Here is a 19,252-nt window from a genome sequence, read left to right on the forward strand (position 1 = left end):
GGTGCGACCACGTCCGGATGTCCGGATCCACGGGAAGGAGATCGTCTCCGTGTCCGCTCCCCCACTGCTGGCGCTGCACGGTGTGTGCAAGCGTTACGGCGCCGTCGAGGTCCTCGAGGACATCGAACTGGAGATTCACGCGGGCCAGGTCGTCGCCCTCCTCGGCGACAACGGAGCCGGCAAGTCCACGCTGGTCAAGGTGATCTCCGGGGTCGCTCCCGCGGACAAGGGCGTCATCGAGTGGGAGGGCCGTACGGTCCACATCAGGCGGCCCAACGACGCCCGGGACCTCGGCATCGCCACCGTCTTCCAGGACCTCGCGCTGTGCGGGAACCTCGATGTCGTCGGCAACCTGTTCCTCGGACGGGAGATCCGCAGGTTCGGGTTCCTCGACGAGATGGAGATGGAGCGCCGCACCCTCCAGCTGCTGGAAGAGCTCACCAGGGGCGTCCCGCAGCTGCGTGCCCCGGTCGTGTCGCTGTCCAGCGGTCAACGGCAGACGGTCGCCATCGCCCGCTCGCTCCTCGGCGACCCGCGCCTGCTCCTCCTGGACGAACCGACCGCGGCACTGGGGCTCCAGCAGACCACCGAGGTGATGGACCTCGTCGACCAGCTGCGTGACCGCGGCCTGGGGGTCCTGCTCATCAGCCACAACATGGGCGACGTCAAGGCGCTCGCGGACCGGGCCGCCGTGCTGCGGCTCGGGCGCAACAACGGCTTCTTCGACGTGAACACCGCGTCCCAGGAACAGATCATCTCCTCCATCACCGGGGCGACGGAGAACGCGCCCCGCCGGCCGGCCCACCAGGAGGCGGGATGGTGAAAGGGACGCGCGACATGGCGGACAACCCTCAGCAGGCCGAAGCCGCCGCACCCACCACCGAGGCCCGTCGGGCGGAGCGCGGGCAGGCCGTCGCCCGCGCCATGGAGAGCTGCGCCCGCGCCATGGAGAGCTGGGTCGCCTTCTCCCGGCGCAAGCTGCGGGCCGGTGAACTGGGCTCGCTCCCCGTCGTCCTCGTCCTCGCCGTCGTCTGGATCACCTTCCAGTCCCTCAACGAGAACTTCCTCTCGCCCCGGAACCTGTCCAATCTCAGCGTCGACATCGTCGGTACGGGTCTGATCGCGGTCGGCATCGTCTTCGTGCTGCTGCTCGGTGAGCTCGATCTGTCGGTCGGCTCGATCAGCGGACTCGCGGCGGCCGCCTTCGCCGTGCTGAACGTGAACAACGGCGTGCCCGAATGGCTCGCCCTCATCGTCGCGGTGCTCGCCGGCACGGCGGCGGGAACCGTACAGGGCTATTCCTTCGCCAGAACCCGGGTGCCGGCCTTCGTCGTCACGCTCGCGGGGCTGCTCACCTGGAACGGCCTCATGCTCTACATCCTCGGCACCAGCGGCACGATCAACCTCGACGAGAACGGGCTCGTCGCCGACCTGACCAGCTACTACTTCACCCATGACGCCGTCGCGTACGGACTGGCGGCGCTCTCCGTCGGCATCGTTTTCCTCGTGTCCTACCAGGACCGGCGGCGCCGGATGGCCGCTCGTATGCCGCACCGCTCGCTCCAGGTCATCGTGGCGCGCGCGGGCGCACTCGCCGTGATCGCGTTCGCCACCGCCTATCTGCTCAACCGCTTCCAGGGGCTGCCGCTCGCCCTGCTGATCTTCCTGGTGGTGGTGGCCGGCCTCGACATCGTCCTGCGCCGCACGCACTACGGCCGGCAGGTCTACGCCCTCGGCGGCGGGATCGAGGCGGCCCGTCGCGCCAGCCTCCGGGTGACCCGGGTGCAGACCGCGGTGCTCGCGGTCTCGGGCACGATGGCCGCGGTCGGCGGACTGTTCCTGGCCTCGCGCATCACCTCGGTGAGCCAGAGTTCGGGCTCCGGCGTGCTGCTGCTCAACGCCATCGCGGCGGCCGTCATCGGCGGCACCAGCCTGTTCGGCGGACGCGGTTCCACCTGGTCGGCGGTGCTCGGCATGCTGGTCATCCAGTCGATCGCCTCCGGCATGGCGATCACGGACACTCCCGCCGCCGTCCAGTTCATGATCACGGGCGGGGTGCTCTTCGCCGCCGTGGTCATCGACGCGCTGTCCCGCCGCTCGCAGGAGGCACACGGACGGGCTTGACGCGTGCGTCCCTCCCGGTGCGCAGGGAGCGAAACCGTCCCTGCGCACCGGGATCTCGGGCACGCGCCCGGCTGTCGGCGCCGGACGTCAGCCATCAGCCGTCAGCCGTCATCCGTCAGCCGTCATCCGTCAGCCGTTCGAGAAGCGGCCCGCCTGGACCAGGAGCTGCTCCGCGTCGTCGGTCGGCGGGTAGATCCAGATCTCGTTGATCTTCTTCTTGAGCGTCTTGGCCTCCGGCCCGGTCAGCGCGACCCTGCGGTCCCAGCCCTCCGTGTAGACGGCGCCGGCCGGGCCGAGGTCCAGGCAGGTGACATAGGGGTCCGGGGTGAAGGGCAGCGGGGCGGTGCCGAGGAGGTCGGCGGCCACGTTGTGACCGGCGAACTTGCCCATGGGCAGGGCGTGCTGGCAGGACTGCGTGGTGGTACGGCCGTCGTCGGCGGCGGCGAGTGCGGTGTCGCCGGCCGCGTAGACGTCGGGTACCGCGACCACCCGCAGGAACTCGTCCACGCTCAGCCGTCCCAGCCGGTCACGCTCGCCGGGGATCTGGGCGGTGAGGGGGCTCGCCGCCATACCGGCCGTCCATACGACGGTTGCCGCGGGGATCACCTCGCCGTCCGAGAGGGTGATGTCGTGGCGGGTCGCCGACGCCAGGGTGCGGCCCAGCCGCCGTTCGATCTTCAGCTCGTCGATCGCGTCGAGGATGGTCGGCCGCGGCCCCGGGCCGAGCTCCGGCCCCACGACGTCGGCGAGGTCGACCAGGACCACCCGGGCGTCTTCCGCCGCACCCTGGGCGCCGGCGATCGCCCGGAGGCGCTCAGCCAGCGCGATGGCGAGCTCCACCCCGGTGAAGCCTGCACCGACCACGACAGCGGTGTAGCGGCCCGGGGCCGGTGCCCGGTCGGGCAGCCGCCGGAGGTGGTTGTCGAGGGCGGCCGCCGCGGGAAGTGTGTCGACGTCGAAGATGTCCTGCGCACCGGGGAAGTCGGGCCGTATCAGCCTGCTGCCCGTCGCCAGCACCAACTTGTCGTAGGACAGGGCCAGTTCCTCGCCGGTGCGCGCGACGGCCCGCACGGTGTGCGCCTCGGTGTCGATCCCCGTGACGGTCGCGGTGACGCGGCGTACGCCGATCGGGCCGAGGACGCGGTCGAGGGCGACGCGCATGCCGTCGGGGGCGTCCTCGTACAGGCGGGGCCGGATGACCATGTCGTCGCCGCCGTCGACCAGCGTCACCCGCAGCGCGTCGTCGGCACCCGCCTCACGAGCGGCGCGCACGGCTCCGGCCGCGCTCCACACGCCGGCGAAGCCACCGCCGATGATCAGGACATCTTTCATGAACGTCTCCGTTTTCGAAGTCGGGTCGAGTGACGAGCCGGTGCTCGCAGGAGCACAGCAGCGATTCTGGACATTACGTATCCTGGATATTGCGTGTCAAGATTTACGGGATGGCCCCGCGCCGCCGGACCCGCGCCGCGAACCGCGTCACCGGCCCCGCGTCACCGCACCGCGCCGCCGGGACAGGCGCCTGCGCCGCGCGCAAGGGATGCTTGGAGGTAGGGCGACCGCGAGGACGGCCGGGAGGTGAGGGCGGTGATCGCCGTCAACCCGATGGACAGCTCCTCCGTGCTGGCGACCTTCGGCGCCCTGGGCGTCCTCGCGGTGATCTTCGCGGAGTCGGGCCTGCTGGTGGTCGGCTTCTTCCTGCCCGGTGACACCCTGCTGTTCCCGGCGGGCGTGCTGTGCGCGGCGAGTGCCGACCAGGCGCCGCGGCTGGTGCTGTGGCAGGTGTTGCTGTGCGCGGCCGTCGGCGCCGTGGCGGGCGCCCAGGTCGGGTTCATCCTCGGGCGGCACGGCGGGCGGGCACTACTGGCCCGCACCTCCAAACGCCGCGTCCGGGAGGCGGCGGCACGGGCGGAGAAGCTCCTGGCCCGCTACGGCTATGGAAAAGCCCTGGTGATCGGCCGTTTCATCCCGATGGTGCGGACCGTCCTGCACCCGGCGGCCGGTGCGCTCGGCGTACCCCCGCGGACCTTCACCTTCTGGCAGATCGTCGGCGGCCTGCTCTGGTCGACGAGTCTGGTCATGGCCGGGTACACCCTCGGAACCACCGTCCCCGACGCCGACGACTTCCTGCTGCCGATGGTCGCCGCCGTCGTCGTCCTCTCCCTGCTGCCGCTGCTGCCGCTGTGGACCGAGGCACGCCGCGCGAGGCGCGATCGCTGATCCGCGCCGCCGCCTCAACTCCCCGCACAGGTCAGGAGAACAGCGCGCCTCAGAAGAACAGCGCGCCTCAGGAGAACAACGCGTCGACGTCCGGCCGCTTCCCGCCGAAGATGCCGTCCTTCTCACCGAGCGAGGCGAGCTTCTCCAGGGAAGCCATGTCGACCCGGGTCGGCCAGCTCGGCAGCGTCAGGTCGTCGAGGACGTCGCCGCTGATCTTGGTGTAGGTGGTGAGGATCCGACGCGCCTCGTCGGGGTGCTCGGAGGCGTACCGGAGCGATTCGGTCATCGCCTCGGTGAACTTCTTCACCAGCGACGGGTTCTCCCGTACGAGCTTCGTGGCGGTGAAGTACGTCGCCACGGTGAGCCTGGGGTCGGTCTCGGCGAACGGCGACGCGACCACACGGGCGCCCTGGGCCTCGGCGATCGTCTTCGCCGGCTCACCCATCCAGGCCGCGTCCACGCGTCCGTCGTCGAGGGCGGCCGGCATCTGGTCGAACGGTATCTCCACGAACTCGACCTCGGACGGGTCGCCGCCGTCCCGGCGTACCGACTCACGGACCGTCGTGTCCCCGATATTCCGCAGCGTGTTCACCGCGACCGTCCGCCCGGCGAGGTCCTTGGCCGACTTGACCGGGCTGTCCTTCCGGACCGCCACGCCGGTGACATCGGCTCCGATCCTGCCGTTGGTGGCCGCCCCGTTCACGACGGACTTCACGGGGACCCCCCTGGCCTGGGCGATCATCAGCGAGGTGGTGTTGCTGAAGCCGAACTGGAACTGCCCGCTCACCACGCCGGGAACGATCGCCGCGCCCCCCTGCGCGCCGACCATCTCCAGGTCCAGGCCCCGCCTGCTGAAGAACCCCTTCTTCTCCCCCAAGTAGAGCGGCGCCACGTCGACGATCGGAATGATGCCGACCGTGACCCGCGTGACCTCGGTGCCGTTCCCGGGCGAGGCGGCCCCGCTCCCGGAGTCCGACGCACCGCACCCCGCGACGCCGATGACGGCCAATGCCACCACGGCCCGCCCGAACTTGCCTCTGTGCATGGGCTCCTCCTGGCGAGTACGAGGTGCGCGTGCCCCGGACCCTATGGAAGTTGTGCACATTCGTGACGCCTGGAACGTACACGCCCATCTTCGGGCTGTCAGGACCCTGAACCCAAGGAAGTCGAGAAGCCGGCTGCGAGGCCTCGACATCTTATCGTTCGACCAGTCGGACATCGTTCGAAAACCCTTGACGCTGTGCCACGCCCCGATTGACACTCTCGCAACACGACGTCACACAGCCGAAACGGCAGGGTGCCCATGGCCGAGGCCCCGCCACGCCTCAGCAGGGAACTCCACATGCCGTACATCGCACGCGCCCGTGCCCGCGTGAGACGCCGGGCGGGCCGACTCGCCGGGCTGACCGCCGCGTCGCTGTTGCTGGGGCTCGCCGCCCCCCTCGTCCCCGCGCAGGCGGCGGACACCGCGGACGTCACCGACGGACTCGCCCTCTGGTACAAGCTCGACGCCGCCTCCGGCACCACCGTCACCGACGCCTCCGGCAACGGCCGCGACGGCACGGTCAACGGCACCGCCGGCTGGACGGGCAGCGGCCAGGGCCTCGCCTTCAACGGTTCGGACACCTACATCAAGGTGCCGAACGACGTCATGAAGGGCATGGACTCGATCAGCGTCTCCATGGACGTGCTGATGGACGAGTCGCAGACCACCCCGTACTTCATCTACGGCTTCGGCAACACCACCAGCGGTGCCGGCAACGGCTACCTCTTCGCCACCGGCAACTCGCTGCGCACCGCCATCGCGTCCGGCAACTGGTCGACCGAGCAGAACACCCGGCCCACCGACTCGCACAACCTGACCCGCTCGGTGTGGAAGCAGCTCACCTACACCCAGACCGGCAACACGGCCGTCCTGTACGAGGATGGCGTGGAGGTCGGCCGCAACACCTCGGTCACCATCACCCCGGGGTCCATCGGCTCGGGCACCACGACCGCCAACTACATAGGCAAGTCGGTCTACACCAGCGACAAGCTCTTCAAGGGCAAGATCCGCGACTTCCGGGTCTACGACCGCGCCCTCGCCGGCTCCGAGGTCGAGCAGCTCTCGCTCCCCATCGCCGAGGAGGGCGTCGCCGCCGACAAGGCGGCCCTCACCCTGGGCGACACCAGCGCGGTGACCGCCGATCTGACCCTGCCGAAGACCGGCACGGCCGGTGGCTCCTCCATTACCTGGGAGAGCGACAACCCCGACGTGGTCTCCGACTCCGGCGCGGTGACCCGCCCCGCCGCCGGTGAGCCGGACGGCCACGCCACGCTGACGGCGACCCTGAAGAAGGGCACGGTCAGCGCCACCAGGACCTTCGAGGTCACGGTCCTGCCCGCCTTCGACGACACGACCGCCGTCAAGCAGGCCGCCGAGGCACTGACCGTGCACAACCTCGAAGACGTCCGCGGCAACCTCACACTCCCGGCCGACGGCGACTTCGGCACCGAGGTCTCCTGGTCCTCCGCGAACGCCGACGTCGTCTCCGCCGAGGGCGTGGTCCACCGCCCCGCGCACGGCGACGGCGCCACCACCGTCGAGCTGACCGCCACCGTCACCAAGGGCGACGCGAAGACGACCCGCGCCTTCACCGCGAAGGTGCCGGAACTGCCCAAGAAGGAAGCCCTCAAGGGCTACATGTTCAGCTACTTCACCGGCGAGGGCACCGCGGACGGCGAGCAGCTCTACGCCGCCCTCAGCAAGGGCAACGACCCGCTGAAGTGGCGAGAGCTGAACGACGGCAAGCCCGTCCTGACCTCCACGCTCGGCGAGAAGGGCCTGCGCGACCCGTTCATCATCCGCTCCCCCGAGGGCGACAAGTTCTACCAGATCGCCACCGACCTGCGGATCTACGGCAACGGCGACTGGGACGCGTCCCAGCGCACGGGCAGCAAGTCCATCATGGTCTGGGAGTCCACCGACCTCGTCCACTGGACGAACCAGCGGCTGGTGAAGGTCTCCCCGGACAGCGCGGGCAACACCTGGGCGCCGGAGGCGTTCTACGACGCCCAGCGCGGTGAGTACGTCGTCTTCTGGGCGTCGAAGCTGTACGACAACGAGGCGCACTCCGGCGACACGTACAACCGCATGATGTACGCGACCACCCGCGACTTCTACACCTTCAGCGAGCCCAAGGTCTGGGTCGACCGCGGCTACTCCGTCATCGACTCCACGGTGATCCAGCACGACGGCACGTACTTCCGCCTCTCCAAGGACGAGCGCAACAACACCTCCTCCACGCCCAACAGCAAGTTCATCTTCGAGGAGAAGAGCGACTCGCTGCTGGACCTGTCCTGGGACGCCGTGGCCGAGGGCATCGGCAAGGGCGCGATGAACGCCGCCGAGGGACCGCTGGTGTTCAAGTCGAACACCGAGGACAAGTGGTACGCGTTCCTCGACGAGTTCGGCGGGCGCGGCTACATCCCCTTCGAGACGACGGACCTGGCCTCCGGTGTCTGGACCCCGTCCACCGGCTACGACCTGCCGTCCAAGCCCCGGCACGGCACGGTACTCCCGGTCACCCAGGCCGAGTACGACCGGCTGCTGAAGACCTACCAGCCGGACCAGATCATCACGAGCGTCGAGGACGTCAAGGTCGAGACACGCATCGGTGACGCCCCGGTCCTGCCCGCCACCGTCATCGCCGAGTCCGGGGACGGTGTGAAGCGGCCCGTCGCCGTCACCTGGGAGGACGTGGCCGAGTCGCAGTACGCGCAGGCCGGCACCTTCACGGTGAAGGGCGACCTCGCGGGTGACTCCGCGATCGAGGTCAGCGCCGAGGTCACGGTCTCCGCCGAGGGCCCGGACGTCCCGGCCGACCTGCTCCTGCACTACGACTTCGACGAGACCGGCGGCAGTATCGCCCGCGACTCCAGCGGCCATGGCTACCACGGCACCTACGTCCGTACGCCCGACTTCGGGACCGGCGTCGAGGGCGGCTCGTTCAAGATGTCCGGCGGCAACAGCAGCTCCAGCTCGCCGTACGTCAAGATCCCCAACGGCGTGCTGAAGGACACGGACAGCGTCACCGTCTCCACGTACGTCAAGTGGAAGGGCGGCGACAACTTCCAGTGGCTGTTCGGACTCGGCCCGGACAGCAACAAGTACCTGTTCGCCACCCCGTCCAACGGCGGCGGCAAGCTGTTCTCCGCGATCACCAAGGCCACCTGGTCCGGCGAGAAGCAGATGATCGGCGGCTCCCGGCTCACCGCCGGCGAGTGGCAGCACCTCACGGTCACCCTGGACGGCGCGACCGAGACGGCGATCCTCTACGTGGACGGCGCCGAGGCGGCCCGGGTCAACGGGGTCACCATCAAGCCGTCCGAGCTGTACGACTCGGCGAAGGACTCCTCCGGCTACATCGGCAAGTCCCTCTACTCCCCCGACCCGTACTTCGGCGGCGAGGTCGACGACTTCCGGATCTACAACCGGGCCCTGACGCCCGCCGAGGTCCTGGAGATCAGCGGCAACACCACCGGGATCGCCGCGGCGACCCACCCGGCGCTGAAGACCGACGCGATCATCACCGACAAGGACAGCAAGATCGTCCTGCCGCTCACCCCGGGCAGTGATGTCACCGCCCTGGCACCGGAGTTCACCCTCGCCCACGGCGCGACCATCAGCCCCGCCTCCGGCACCCTGCACGACTTCACCAAGCCGGTCACGTACGAGGTCACCGGCTCGGACGGCAAGAAGCGCACCTGGACGGTGTCGGCCGTGGAGATGAAGAGCCCGGTGCTGCCGGGCCTGAACGCGGACCCGAACGTCGTCAGGTTCGGCGACACCTTCTACATCTACCCCACCACGGACGGCTTCGAGGGCTGGAGCGGTACACAGTTCAAGGCGTACTCCTCCAAGGACCTGGTCCACTGGACCGATCACGGCGTCATCCTGGACCTGGGTCCGGACGTCTCCTGGGCGGACAGCAGGGCCTGGGCGCCGGCCATGGAGGAGCGGAACGGCAAGTACTACTTCTACTTCTGCGCCGACGCGAACATCGGCGTCGCGGTGTCGGACTCGCCGACCGGCCCCTTCAAGGACGCCCTGGGCAAACCGCTGCTGAAGGCCGGTGACTACACGGGCCAGATGATCGACCCGGCCGTCTTCACCGACGACGACGGCACGTCGTACCTGTACTGGGGCAACGGCCGCGCCTATGTGGTCCCGCTCAACGACGACATGGTCTCCTTCGACGCCTCGAAGGTCACCAACATCACGCCGAGCAACTACAACGAGGGCTCCTTCGTCATCAAGCGCAAGGGCACGTACTACTTCATGTGGTCGGAGAACGACACACGTGACGAGAACTACCAGGTCGCCTACGCCACCGGCTCCTCGCCCACCGGTCCCTGGACCAAGCAGGGCGTGATCCTGGAGAAGGACCTCTCGCTCGGCATCAAGGGCCCCGGCCACCACTCGGTGGTCCACGTCCCGAACACCGACGACTGGTACATCGTCTACCACCGCTTCGCCATCCCCGGCGGTGACGGCATGCACCGCGAAACCACCATCGACAAGCTGGAGTTCGATGCCGACGGCCTGATCAAGAAGGTCGTGCCCACCCTCACCGGCATCGACCCGGTGACGATCGTGCACGCCGGTTCGGACGGCAGCGGGAAGGAAGGCGACGCGATCCCGCTGAACGGCACGATCTCCGGTGCGGGCAGCCCGAAGTGGGCGGTCGAGGAGGACGCGCCCTGCACGGTCGCCGACCCCGAGGCCGCGCGGACCACGATCACCTGCACCGACAACGGCACCTACGACGTCACCCTGACCGGTGGCCACGGCAGCGACACGGCCACCGTCGACGTCACCAACGCGGCACCGTCGATCACCTCGGCGACCGGGCCGAAGTCCCCCGTGCCGGTCCGCCAACACGCCACGGTCACCGCCGACTTCGGCGACGCGGGCACCCGGGACTCCCACACCTGCAGGGTCGACTGGAAGGACGGCACCGACCCGACCGCCGGCACGGTCACCGGCACCGTGTGCCGAGCCGAGCACTCCTACACCGAGGCGGGTCTCCACCGTCCGGTGATCACGGTCACCGACGACGACGGCGCCTCGGACAGCACCACGCTCCCCGAGCTGATCGTCTACGACCGCGCCGCGGGCCCCGCACTCGGCACCGGCGTGATCACCTCCCCGCCCGGCGCCTACCCGGCCAAGCCGGATCTGACCGGCAAGGCGGCCTTCTCCTTCGCCGTCGCGTACGTCAAGGGAGCCACCGTCCCCACGGGCAAGGCCACCTTCGACCTCGGGCCGGCCCGGCTGAAGTTCCGCTCCACCGGCTCCGACTGGCTCGTGATCACCGGCTCCCAGGCGGTCTACCAGGGCTCCGGCACGGTCAACGACAGCGGCGGCTACGGATTCCGGATCACGGCGACGGACGGCCCGGACAGCTTCCGTATCAAGATCTGGAAGAAGTCCACGGGTGACGTCGTCTACGACAACCTCACCGGCGCGAGGACGACGGGCGTCGTCACGATCGGCGACAACCCTGGTGGCAGTGGGGGCCAACCCTGAGCCCCGCTCCGGACGTTCCCTGGTTCCGTCCCTGATTCCGCTCCCGGACGGTTGTGGCCACCCTCGGCTCGCTGTGAAGCTCGTCGAGGAGTGGCCACTCCTGTGTTCCGTGGTCCGCGAAGTATCAGGAGTACCAGGAGGAGCTCTGTGCAACCCTTGATGAAGGCGCTCACCGGTGCGCTCACCGCCGGCGTGCTGGCGGTCGGCGCGCTGGTGGTCGGCCCCGGCGTGGCGGACGCCGACACGCCGAGCCGCTTATCCGCAGGCCCTTCAGCGGCGCCCGCCGCCAAGATCGACTGGAAGCCGTGCCCCGAGCATCCCACGGCCGAGTGCGGCACCCTACGGCTGCCCATCGACTGGGCACGTCCGGCGGGCGAGAAGTTCGGCATGGCGGTGGCGCGGCGCAAGGCGACGGACCCGGACCGCCGGGTCGGCGCGCTCCTGGTCAACCCGGGCGGGCCGGGCGACTCAGGGGTGAACTTCGCCCTCACCCGCGCACCCGCCCAGTTCAGCGAAGACCTCCAGGCCAGATTCGACATCGTCGGCTTCGATCCGCGCGGCGTCGGAGGCAGCCAACCGGTGAAGTGCTCGACGGAACTGCTCGGCCGGGCGCCGTCCGCGTACCCCCGCGACCAGGCCGAGTTCGACCGGCTCGCCGCCTACAACCGTGAGCTGCGCGAGGACTGCCGACGGCACAGCGGCCCGATCTTCGACCACGCCGACACACTCGGTGTCGTCCGGGACATGGAGGCCCTGCGCAAATCGCTGGGCGAGGAGAAGCTCAACTACTTCGGCCACTCCTACGGCACGCTGATCGGCGAGCAGTACGCGGAGCTGTACGGCGACCGGATCCGGGCCATGGCCCTCACCGCGAACATCGACCACAGCCTGGGCACCCGGGACTTCATGGTCTCCTCCGCGGTCGCCGCCGAGGACTCCTTCCACGAGTTCGTGAAGTGGTGCGACCGCTCGCCCTCCTGCGCACTGCACGGCCGGGATGTCACCGCCGTCTGGGACGGTCTGCTCGCCCGGGCCGACCGTGGCGAGATCCAGGATCCGGCGACCCCCGGCCGGACCCTCTCCGCGAACGACATCACCCTGTTCGCGTTCAGGTACACGTTCTACGGCCCGGACTGGGACGAGCTCGCCGACTATGTGGCCGGACTCGAAGCGCAGCCTCGGCGGAGTTCCGACGCCGGAACACAGGCGGGCGCATCAAGGGCGCCGGCCGCCGAGGACACCGGCCGGCAGACGAAGGCGGAAGCCTTCTACGCGGTGTTCTGCCAGGACTGGCGCATCCGGCCCAAGAACCAACGGGAGTTCGCCCGTCTGACCGAGGCCGAACTGCGGGCGGCACCGCACATGCGCGGCTCACCGCGCGTCCATGCCGCGATGGCCGGCTGCGTCGGCTGGCCGGACGAGGTGAACAACCCGCAGCACCGCCTGCGCATCACCGAGGCGCCCAAGATCCTCATGCTGCACTCCCGCCACGACCCGGCGAACAACCACGCGTGGGCGACCAATGTGCACCGGCAGACCCGGGGGACGACCGTGCTGCTGACATACGAGGGCGCGGGACACAGTGTCTACGGGCGCAGTGACTGCACCCGTAGCGCGGTGGACGACTACCTCACAGCCCTGAAGGTTCCGGAGGACGGAAGCCGCTGCGCCGCGGTCGATCCGGGCGCCTGAGCAGTGGTCGGCCCACCCGGTCGGCGCCCGTGAAACCGCGGTGAAACCGAGCGGAAGCCGCGCCCCAGCACGCTCTGGGGCGCGGGTCGGTACTCCACGACCCGAGCTGCCGTCTCGTCCACGACCGGAAGGCCCCTGCCATGACCGACGCCCTGCGCCTCACCCCCGAACTCGTCGAGGACCCCGTCCGCGGCTACTCCGACCTGCGCGCCCGCACCGGCCTGGGCCACGCGGTCCTGCCGGGCCTGAGCACGCCGGTACGGCTCCTCACGCGCTTCGAGGACGTGCGGGCCGCGCTCACCGAGCCGCGTCTGGTCCGGGACCGCTCCTCCGTCCCCGGTGGCTCCGAGATGCCGGACCCGCAGGCCGAGTTGCTGGCCCAGGGCATGGAGGGCTTCCCGGCGGAGTACGTCCCGTACCTGTCCGGCCACCTGGCGCTGTTCGACGGCGACGAGCACACCCGGCGACGCGGCCCGCTCACCCGCGCCTTCACCGCCCGCCGCGTGTCCGCGCTGCGCCCCTTCGTGGAGAAGACCGCCCGCGACCTGATCGCCACCCTGTCCGACCGCTCCGAGCGCGAACAGGCCGATCTGCTCGACGAGTTCGCCTACCCGCTCTGCACGGCCGTGATCTGCGAGCTGGTCGGGGTCGACGCCGCCGACCAGGACCGGGTCCGCGCGTGGATCAGGGACTTCGCGTACGGCGACGGCAGCGGGGTCGCCGAGGGGCTGGCCGGCATCGTGGAGTACACCAAGGACCTGGTCGCCCGGCGCCGCGCCGAGCCCGCCGACGATCTGGTCTCGGCACTGCTGGCGGACGGCGGGCTGAGCGACGACGAGATCGTCACCGCCTTCTTCCTGTTGATCAACACCGGCATCACCCCGCCCGCCCTGTTCCTCGCCCACGGGATGCTCGCCCTGTTCGACCACCCGGAGCAGTTGGAGCGGCTGCGCACCGAGCCGGAGCTGCTCGCCCGCGCCGTGCCCGAACTCCTGCGGTACGTCACGCTGGTGCGCATCGGCGCCACCCTGTACGCGGCCGAGGACTTCGAGTTCGCCGGGACGCCCCTGAGGAAGGGCGAGGCGGTGACGGTCGCACTGTTCGGCGCCAACCACGACCCCGCCGCGTACGAGACTCCCGAACGGCTCGACATCACGCGGGAGTTCGGGCGCGGCGACGGTCACCTCGCCTTCGGGCACGGCCCGCACTACTGCATCGGCGCGGCGCTGGGCCGGGTCCTCACGGCCGTCGTGTTCGAGGAGCTGCTGGTGCGGCGGCCCAAGGCGCCGAAGCTGGCGGTGGACCGTGACGACGTCGAGTTCGGGCACTGGCCCGGCGACGGCTTCCACCTGGTGCGGCTGCCGGTGACGCTCTGAGCCACCGCCTCAGCGGCCGCCGCCCAGCAGCGCGAGCACGGCCTGCCCCAGCGCCGCGGGGTCCAGGTCGGCGTATGTGGACACCGCGTCCTCGTACGCCGCCTTGTCGGCGTCGGCGGCGGCCTCGCGGGAGACGGCCGAGGACATCGTCGGCTGGAAGTTGCGCAGGGCGCGGAAGCGGTCGGCCAGCGCGAGCAGCCGTACGGCCCGCACCGTCGCACCGGCGGCCAGGTCGACCGTCCCGAGGGCGAGCAGCAGTGCCCCGCACACCGGGAAGTCCACCGTCACCCGGTGCGGGGCGACCTTGGGGCGGGTCAGCAGCGTGGTCAGGCGGTCGGGGAGCGCCGCGGCGATGCCTGCGACGAGGTCGAGGCGGCCGTGCCGGGCGTGGGCGGTCACGGCGACCGCCTGGAGTTCCAGCACCCAGGGCTCCATGACGAGGTCGTCGCCGAAGACGGGGCTCAGACCGCGCTCAAGGCGGGCCACGGCGCGGCGCCACAGCCCCAGCCCGGTCTCGATGTCACCACGGGCGAGGGCGATCTCGGCGCGGGCGCCCAGGTCGGGGATGAACGCGTCGGAGCCCGCACCGTCGGGCTGGTGCCGCAGTGCCTCCCCGAGCCAGTGCTCGGCCGCGTCGAGGTCCCCGGTCTGGAGGTTGGCGAGCATCATGCCCCAGCGCAGCCCGATCGGGTCGCCCCACTCGCCGTACTCCTCCAGCGCCTCCAGCGCGGACCGCACATGGACGATGGCCTCGGCGCCCCGTTCCGTCTGCAGGCACAGCTCGGCGACGCGTGAGGCGGGCCAGAACCTGAGCAGGGGGATGTTCCGGTCACCGAGGGCCGTCACCATCCGGCGGGCGGCGTCCAGGGCCCGGTCCGGCTGGTGCTCGCTCTGCCACACATAGCTGGCCAGGCAGTTGGCGACGCCGGCGAGCAGCGGGGCGTCGCTGTCGCACAGGGCCTCCAGGGCGCTGTGGTCGCCGAGCACCTCGGGCAGCGCGGACAGCACCGTCGCGACGGCGCGGACGAGGGTGTCCGGCGGGGCGGGCGGCAGCCGCCGCAGGGTGACGAGGGTGCGGACGGCTCCGGGACCGACGCCGAGGAAGATGTTGGCGGTGGTCAGCGCGGCGGCGGTGCGGGCCGGTTCGACGTAGTCGGGGCCGGGCCGGTAGTGGGAGAGCAGCCCGGCGGTGTCCTCGGTGAGGGCGATCAGGCGGGCGTAGTTGGCGTCGGTGGTCCACAGGCCGGCCAGGACGGCGGTGACCGGGGCGACGGTGTCGGCGTCCGCGCGGGCGAGCGCGATCCGCACGGCCTGGACGAGGTTGTCCTGCTCGGCGCGGACGAGGTGCCAGGAGGCGAGCGGGTCGGGCCCGAACGGCGCGTCGTGGTACTCGGTCCCGAACTCCCGCGCCCAGCGCAGGAACCGCTCCTCGACGGCCGCGTCCTCACCGGCCCGCTCACGATGGGCGGCGGCGAACTCCCGTAGGGTCTCCAGCATCCGGAAGCGGCTGCCGTACGCGGTGTCGGTCACCTTGAGCAGGGACTGGTCGACGAGGTCCGCCAGCACGTCCAGGGCGTCGTCGTCGCCGAGGAGGTCCGCGAGGACGTGTTCGGCCGCGGCGGCGGTGAATCCGCCGGGGAACACGGCGAGGGCGCGCAGGGCGGTGCGGCCCGCCGGTTCGAGCAGGTTCCAGCTCCAGTCGACGACGGCGTGCAGGGTGCGGTGCCGCTGGGGCGCGTCCCGGGGTCCGCCGCGCAGCAGGGCGAACCGGTTCTCCAGTCGGCGGGCGATCTCGGCGACCGACATCACCCGGACCCGGGCGGCGGCGAGTTCGGTGGCCAGCGGCAGCCCGTCGAGGCGGCGGCACAGGTCGGCCACGGCCTCGGCGGGCAGCTCGGCGTCGGGGCGGGCGGCGCGGGCGCGCTGTTCGAACAGCTCGACTGTGGTGGCCGGGTCCAGCTCGGGCAGCGGGTGGACGGTCTCGGAGGACAGTCCGAGCGGGGCGCGGCTGGTGGTGAGGACGCTGACGTTCCTGGTCGTCGACACGAGCGCCTGGACGAGGCCGGCGACGCCGGAGACGACCTGCTCGCAGTTGTCCAGGACGAGCAGCGCCGGGCCGGGGCCGAGCGCGCCGACGATGCCGGCGAGCGCGTCGGCGGGCGGCCCGAAGCCGCCGGTGGGGGCGCGCAGGCTCTCCCCGACGCCGAGCGCCGAGGCGACCTCGCCCGCGACGTCGGCGTCCTGGCGGACACCGGCGAGCGGCACCAGATGCACGACCCGGTGCTCGGCCTCGCGCGCGACGGCGCTGGCGAGGCGTGTCTTGCCGAGGCCGCCCGGCCCGATGATCGACGTGACCCGTGAGCGGTGGATCAGCCGGGTGACGGCGGCGATGTCGGCCTCCCGCCCGAGCAGCGGGTTCGGCTCGTGCGGCACCCCGCGCCGCACCACGGGCGCCTGGCCGCGCAGCAGCTCCTGGTGCAGCTCCTGCAGGGCGGGACCGGGATCGGTGCCGAGCTCGTCGCGCAGGCGGCGCCGGTAGCTGTCGTACGTCGCCAGCGCGGCGGCCGCTCCGGCGGTGGCCGCCTGGCAGCGCATCAACTCCAGCAGGGGCTCCTCGTCGAGGGGGCGCGTGGCCACCAGCTCGCCGAGCGGCCCCACCGCCTCCTCGCGGCGCCCCGAGCGGGCCAGCGAAAGCGCCCGCAGGCGCGTCAACGCCAGGTGTGTGGCGCCCAGTTCGAGGCGCAGCGCCACCAGGGGATCGCCGAGAAGGACCCCTTCCGCAGGGCCGCCGTCCCACAGCGCGAGCCCGGCTTCGGCCTCGGCGACCGCACCGTGGTGGTCCCCGGCCCGCGCCTTCTCCCCTCCCGCTGCGGCGTGCAGTTGGACGGCCCAGGCGTCGACCTGGTCCTCGCGCAGGGCGATGCGGTAGCCGGTGGGTGTGCTCGCGATGACGTCCGCACCGAGGAGCGACCGGGCCCGCGAGACCAGGATCTGCAGCGCCTTGGTCGGGTTCTCCGGCTGTTCGTCGGGCCACAGGCCGTCCACGAGCCGTCCCGTGCCGCATCCGGCTCGCGGCTCCCCGGCGAGCAGCGCCAGCAGCCCGCGCAGGCGGGGCGCGGTGATCTCCTTGCCCCGGTGGGCGACGGACGTCAGCAGCGTCAGCTCGATGGTCACCCGAGCAGCGTAGTCATCACGGGTGGTCAGGGGGGTGACCGGAAGGGTTGGGCAGAACGGGTGCCACCGCGCAGGCAGAACGGGTGCCACCGTGCAACCCTCTCGCAACGTTGCCCGTGCTGCCCTTGCTGCCATGTATGAGGAGACCCCGCGCGTCGAACTCACTCCCGCCGCCGCCGATCTGCTGCGCCGTCTGCGCGCGACACACGGCCCGCTGATGTTCCACCAGTCCGGCGGCTGCTGCGACGGCAGCGCGCCGATGTGCTACCCGGAGGGCGAGTTCCGCACGGGCGGCTCGGACGTGCTGCTCGCGGAGTTGCACGTCGAGGGGGTGGCGGAGCCGGTGACGTTCTGGATGTCGCGCAGTCAGTACGAGGCGTGGAGCCACACCCGGCTGATCGTCGACGTCGTCGAGGGCCGGGGCAGCGGGTTCTCCCTGGAGGCACCCGAGGGGGTGCGTTTCCTCACCCGTTCTCGCGTCGTCGGCGCCTAGCAACCCCGCAGGTCATCGCGGTCTGGTGCACTTCCCCCGAGTCCTGGGACATTTGACGAGACATCAGGGGGGCAATCGTGACGCGTCGTCAGAAACGGTTCGGAGCTGCCAGAGCGGCCCTCACGCTGCTCACGGCACTCGGCGCGCTGGCCGGTGCGGCCCTGGTGGGGGCGGCACCGGCCGGCGCCGCGCAGGGCACCCCGATCGCGCCGGGGGTCGTGTACGACGAGTTCGACATCGCTGCGGCGAAGGGCACGGCACACGCCCATGTCCTGACCGTCGACCTGCGCAATCCGCGCGTGCGTCTCGATCTGCTGCATCCGGGGGCGGTGGCGGCGCGGGCCACCGTCTCGCAGCAGGCCACCGCCCAGGGCGCGGTCGCGGGCGTGAACGGCGACTTCTTCAACATCAGCGAGGTCCAGCACCCGGGCGTCCAGGTGACCGGCGCGAGTGTGGGACCGGCCATCGCGCGCGGCCGGGCACTGAAGGCGGCGGTGCCGAACGGCCAGCGTTTCGGGCCCGCACTGCCGCCCGGCACGAGCACCCAGGACGTGTTCGGCGTGGGCGTCGACCGACGGGCCCGGATGGACGGCCTGAGCCTCGCCGGCTCGATCCGCACACCCGAGGGCCGGCTGCCGCTGGGCGGGCTCAACCAGTACGCGCTGCCGGTGGGCTCCATCGGGGCGTTCACCGCCAAGTGGGGCAGCGTCTCCCGGGTCCGCGCCACCTGCGGCACGGACACCGACCGGGCCGCTCCGTGCAGCACCGACACCTACGAGGTGACGGTCCGCCGCGGCCGGGTCGTGTCGACCGCCGACACCCCCGGGAGCGGGCCGATCGCCTCGGACGCGACCGTTCTGGTGGGCCGGGAGGCGGGGGCGCAGCGGTTGCGGAAGTTCTTCGCGGGCGAGCCGGTGACGGTACGGCACCGGCTGGTGGCGGCGAAGTCCCGCGTCCCGTTCCGCTTCGCCCTCGGCGGCTATCCGGTTCTCGACGACGGGAAGCCGTTGCCCGGCCTCGACGACAGGGCCTCGGCCGTGCGCACGGCCGTGGGCATCGCGGACGGCGGCCGGCGCCTGCTGCTGCTCGCCCTGGACAGCGCGCCCGAGTACCGCACCGGTCTGACCGTCGCGGAAGTGGCGTCCATCATGCGCGAGCTGGGCTCGGCCGACGCCTTCAGCCTGGACGGCGGCGGTTCGTCGACGCTGGTCACCCGCGCGCCGGGAGCGGCGACGGTCTCCATACGGAACCACCCGTCCGACGGCGTGGAACGCCCCGTCCCCAACGGCATCGGAGTCTTCTCGACCCGCTGAGCCTCACGGTCTGAGGCTGCTGACGATGTCCGCCGTGGCCGTCAGACCGCTGTTGATGGTGGGCGCCATGCTGGTGCTGGCCAGGTAGAAGCCGAGCAGCAGACAGACCAGCGCATGGCTGATCTTCAGCCCGCCGTTGCGTACGAAGATCACCGCAAGGATGAACAGCAGCAACACCACAGAGATGGAAATGGCCATCGTCAACCTCCTCCGCCACGTCCACTTCGCGGCGTTCGGCCGTAAGTGTGGCGTAGCGGAGGGTTCGTCCGGGCGGCTGAGCCGTACTCCG

General features: G+C 71.1%; 12 protein-coding genes. 8 read left to right on the plus strand and 4 right to left on the minus strand.

Annotation, left to right across the window (positions count from 1 at the left end; translation table 11 throughout):
- Nucleotides 1–49: 49 nt before the first annotated feature.
- Together ABIE67_RS07915 and ABIE67_RS07920 are read left to right on the plus strand one after the other, a co-directional pair.
- A complete protein-coding gene (locus tag ABIE67_RS07915) occupies nucleotides 50–823 on the plus strand; it encodes an ATP-binding cassette domain-containing protein (protein WP_370255571.1) in 774 nt (257 codons plus the stop codon).
- Nucleotides 817–2,124 carry a sugar ABC transporter permease gene (locus ABIE67_RS07920; protein WP_370255572.1) on the plus strand — a complete coding sequence of 436 codons (1,308 nt, stop codon included), beginning with the start codon at nucleotides 817–819 and terminating at the stop codon, nucleotides 2,122–2,124. Before ABIE67_RS07915 ends, ABIE67_RS07920 begins: the two co-directional genes overlap by 7 nt.
- 129 nt (nucleotides 2,125–2,253) lie before the next feature.
- Here ABIE67_RS07920 and ABIE67_RS07925 read toward each other — a convergent pair whose 3' ends face one another.
- On the minus strand, nucleotides 2,254–3,456 hold the full coding sequence (locus ABIE67_RS07925; RefSeq protein ID WP_370255573.1) for an NAD(P)/FAD-dependent oxidoreductase: 1,203 nt from the start codon (nucleotides 3,454–3,456) through the stop codon (nucleotides 2,254–2,256).
- Nucleotides 3,457–3,711: 255 nt separating this feature from the next.
- Between ABIE67_RS07925 and ABIE67_RS07930 the strand changes: the two genes are divergently transcribed.
- Nucleotides 3,712–4,344 (plus strand): DedA family protein, encoded by a 633-nt coding sequence (locus ABIE67_RS07930; protein ID WP_370255574.1) that lies wholly within the window; start codon nucleotides 3,712–3,714, stop codon nucleotides 4,342–4,344.
- A gap of 67 nt (nucleotides 4,345–4,411) precedes the next feature.
- Here the strand turns inward: ABIE67_RS07930 and ABIE67_RS07935 are convergent, their stop codons facing one another.
- Nucleotides 4,412–5,389, minus strand: a complete 978-nt coding sequence (locus ABIE67_RS07935; RefSeq protein WP_370255576.1) for an ABC transporter substrate-binding protein — start codon at nucleotides 5,387–5,389, stop codon at nucleotides 4,412–4,414.
- 297 nt (nucleotides 5,390–5,686) lie between these two features.
- Here ABIE67_RS07935 and ABIE67_RS07940 point away from each other — a divergent pair, with 297 nt between their 5' ends.
- From ABIE67_RS07940 to ABIE67_RS07950, 3 genes are all read left to right on the plus strand, one after another.
- Nucleotides 5,687–10,915 (plus strand): family 43 glycosylhydrolase, encoded by a 5,229-nt coding sequence (locus ABIE67_RS07940; protein ID WP_370255577.1) that lies wholly within the window; start codon nucleotides 5,687–5,689, stop codon nucleotides 10,913–10,915.
- Nucleotides 10,916–11,062: 147 nt separating this feature from the next.
- Complete coding sequence (locus ABIE67_RS07945) at nucleotides 11,063–12,607, plus strand: alpha/beta fold hydrolase (protein ID WP_370255579.1); 1,545 nt, start codon at nucleotides 11,063–11,065, stop codon at nucleotides 12,605–12,607.
- Nucleotides 12,608–12,747: 140 nt separating this feature from the next.
- Nucleotides 12,748–13,983 carry a cytochrome P450 gene (locus tag ABIE67_RS07950; protein WP_370255581.1) on the plus strand — a complete coding sequence of 412 codons (1,236 nt, stop codon included), beginning with the start codon at nucleotides 12,748–12,750 and terminating at the stop codon, nucleotides 13,981–13,983.
- Nucleotides 13,984–13,992: 9 nt separating this feature from the next.
- On the opposite strand, the gene ABIE67_RS07955 is transcribed toward ABIE67_RS07950, so the two are convergent.
- Nucleotides 13,993–17,157 (minus strand): BTAD domain-containing putative transcriptional regulator, encoded by a 3,165-nt coding sequence (locus ABIE67_RS07955; protein ID WP_370255582.1) that lies wholly within the window; start codon nucleotides 17,155–17,157, stop codon nucleotides 13,993–13,995.
- A gap of 133 nt (nucleotides 17,158–17,290) precedes the next feature.
- Here ABIE67_RS07955 and ABIE67_RS07960 point away from each other — a divergent pair, with 133 nt between their 5' ends.
- Both ABIE67_RS07960 and ABIE67_RS07965 read left to right on the plus strand, forming a co-directional pair.
- Complete coding sequence (locus ABIE67_RS07960; protein ID WP_030054024.1) at nucleotides 17,291–17,650, plus strand: DUF779 domain-containing protein; 360 nt, start codon at nucleotides 17,291–17,293, stop codon at nucleotides 17,648–17,650.
- A gap of 77 nt (nucleotides 17,651–17,727) precedes the next feature.
- Nucleotides 17,728–18,963 (plus strand): phosphodiester glycosidase family protein, encoded by a 1,236-nt coding sequence (locus ABIE67_RS07965; protein ID WP_370255584.1) that lies wholly within the window; start codon nucleotides 17,728–17,730, stop codon nucleotides 18,961–18,963.
- 3 nt (nucleotides 18,964–18,966) lie between these two features.
- On the opposite strand, the gene ABIE67_RS07970 is transcribed toward ABIE67_RS07965, so the two are convergent.
- On the minus strand, nucleotides 18,967–19,161 hold the full coding sequence (locus tag ABIE67_RS07970) for a hypothetical protein (protein WP_030054027.1): 195 nt from the start codon (nucleotides 19,159–19,161) through the stop codon (nucleotides 18,967–18,969).
- Between the last annotated feature and the right edge of the window lie 91 nt (nucleotides 19,162–19,252).

Source organism: Streptomyces sp. V4I8, assembly GCF_041261225.1.
GTDB lineage: Bacteria > Actinomycetota > Actinomycetes > Streptomycetales > Streptomycetaceae > Streptomyces.

Bases quoted from the DNA above. Each gene is read 5' to 3' on its own strand.
- ABIE67_RS07920 (WP_370255572.1), top strand. From the start codon at position 817: ATGGTGAAAGGGACGCGCGACATGGCGGACAACCCTCAGCAGGCCGAA.
- ABIE67_RS07940 (WP_370255577.1), top strand. From the start codon at position 5,687: ATGCCGTACATCGCACGCGCCCGTGCCCGCGTGAGACGCCGGGCGGGC.
- ABIE67_RS07960 (WP_030054024.1), top strand. From the start codon at position 17,291: ATGTATGAGGAGACCCCGCGCGTCGAACTCACTCCCGCCGCCGCCGAT.
- ABIE67_RS07925 (WP_370255573.1), bottom strand. From the start codon at position 3,456: ATGAAAGATGTCCTGATCATCGGCGGTGGCTTCGCCGGCGTGTGGAGC.
- ABIE67_RS07950 (WP_370255581.1), top strand. From the start codon at position 12,748: ATGACCGACGCCCTGCGCCTCACCCCCGAACTCGTCGAGGACCCCGTC.
- ABIE67_RS07970 (WP_030054027.1), bottom strand. From the start codon at position 19,161: ATGGCCATTTCCATCTCTGTGGTGTTGCTGCTGTTCATCCTTGCGGTG.
- ABIE67_RS07935 (WP_370255576.1), bottom strand. From the start codon at position 5,389: ATGCACAGAGGCAAGTTCGGGCGGGCCGTGGTGGCATTGGCCGTCATC.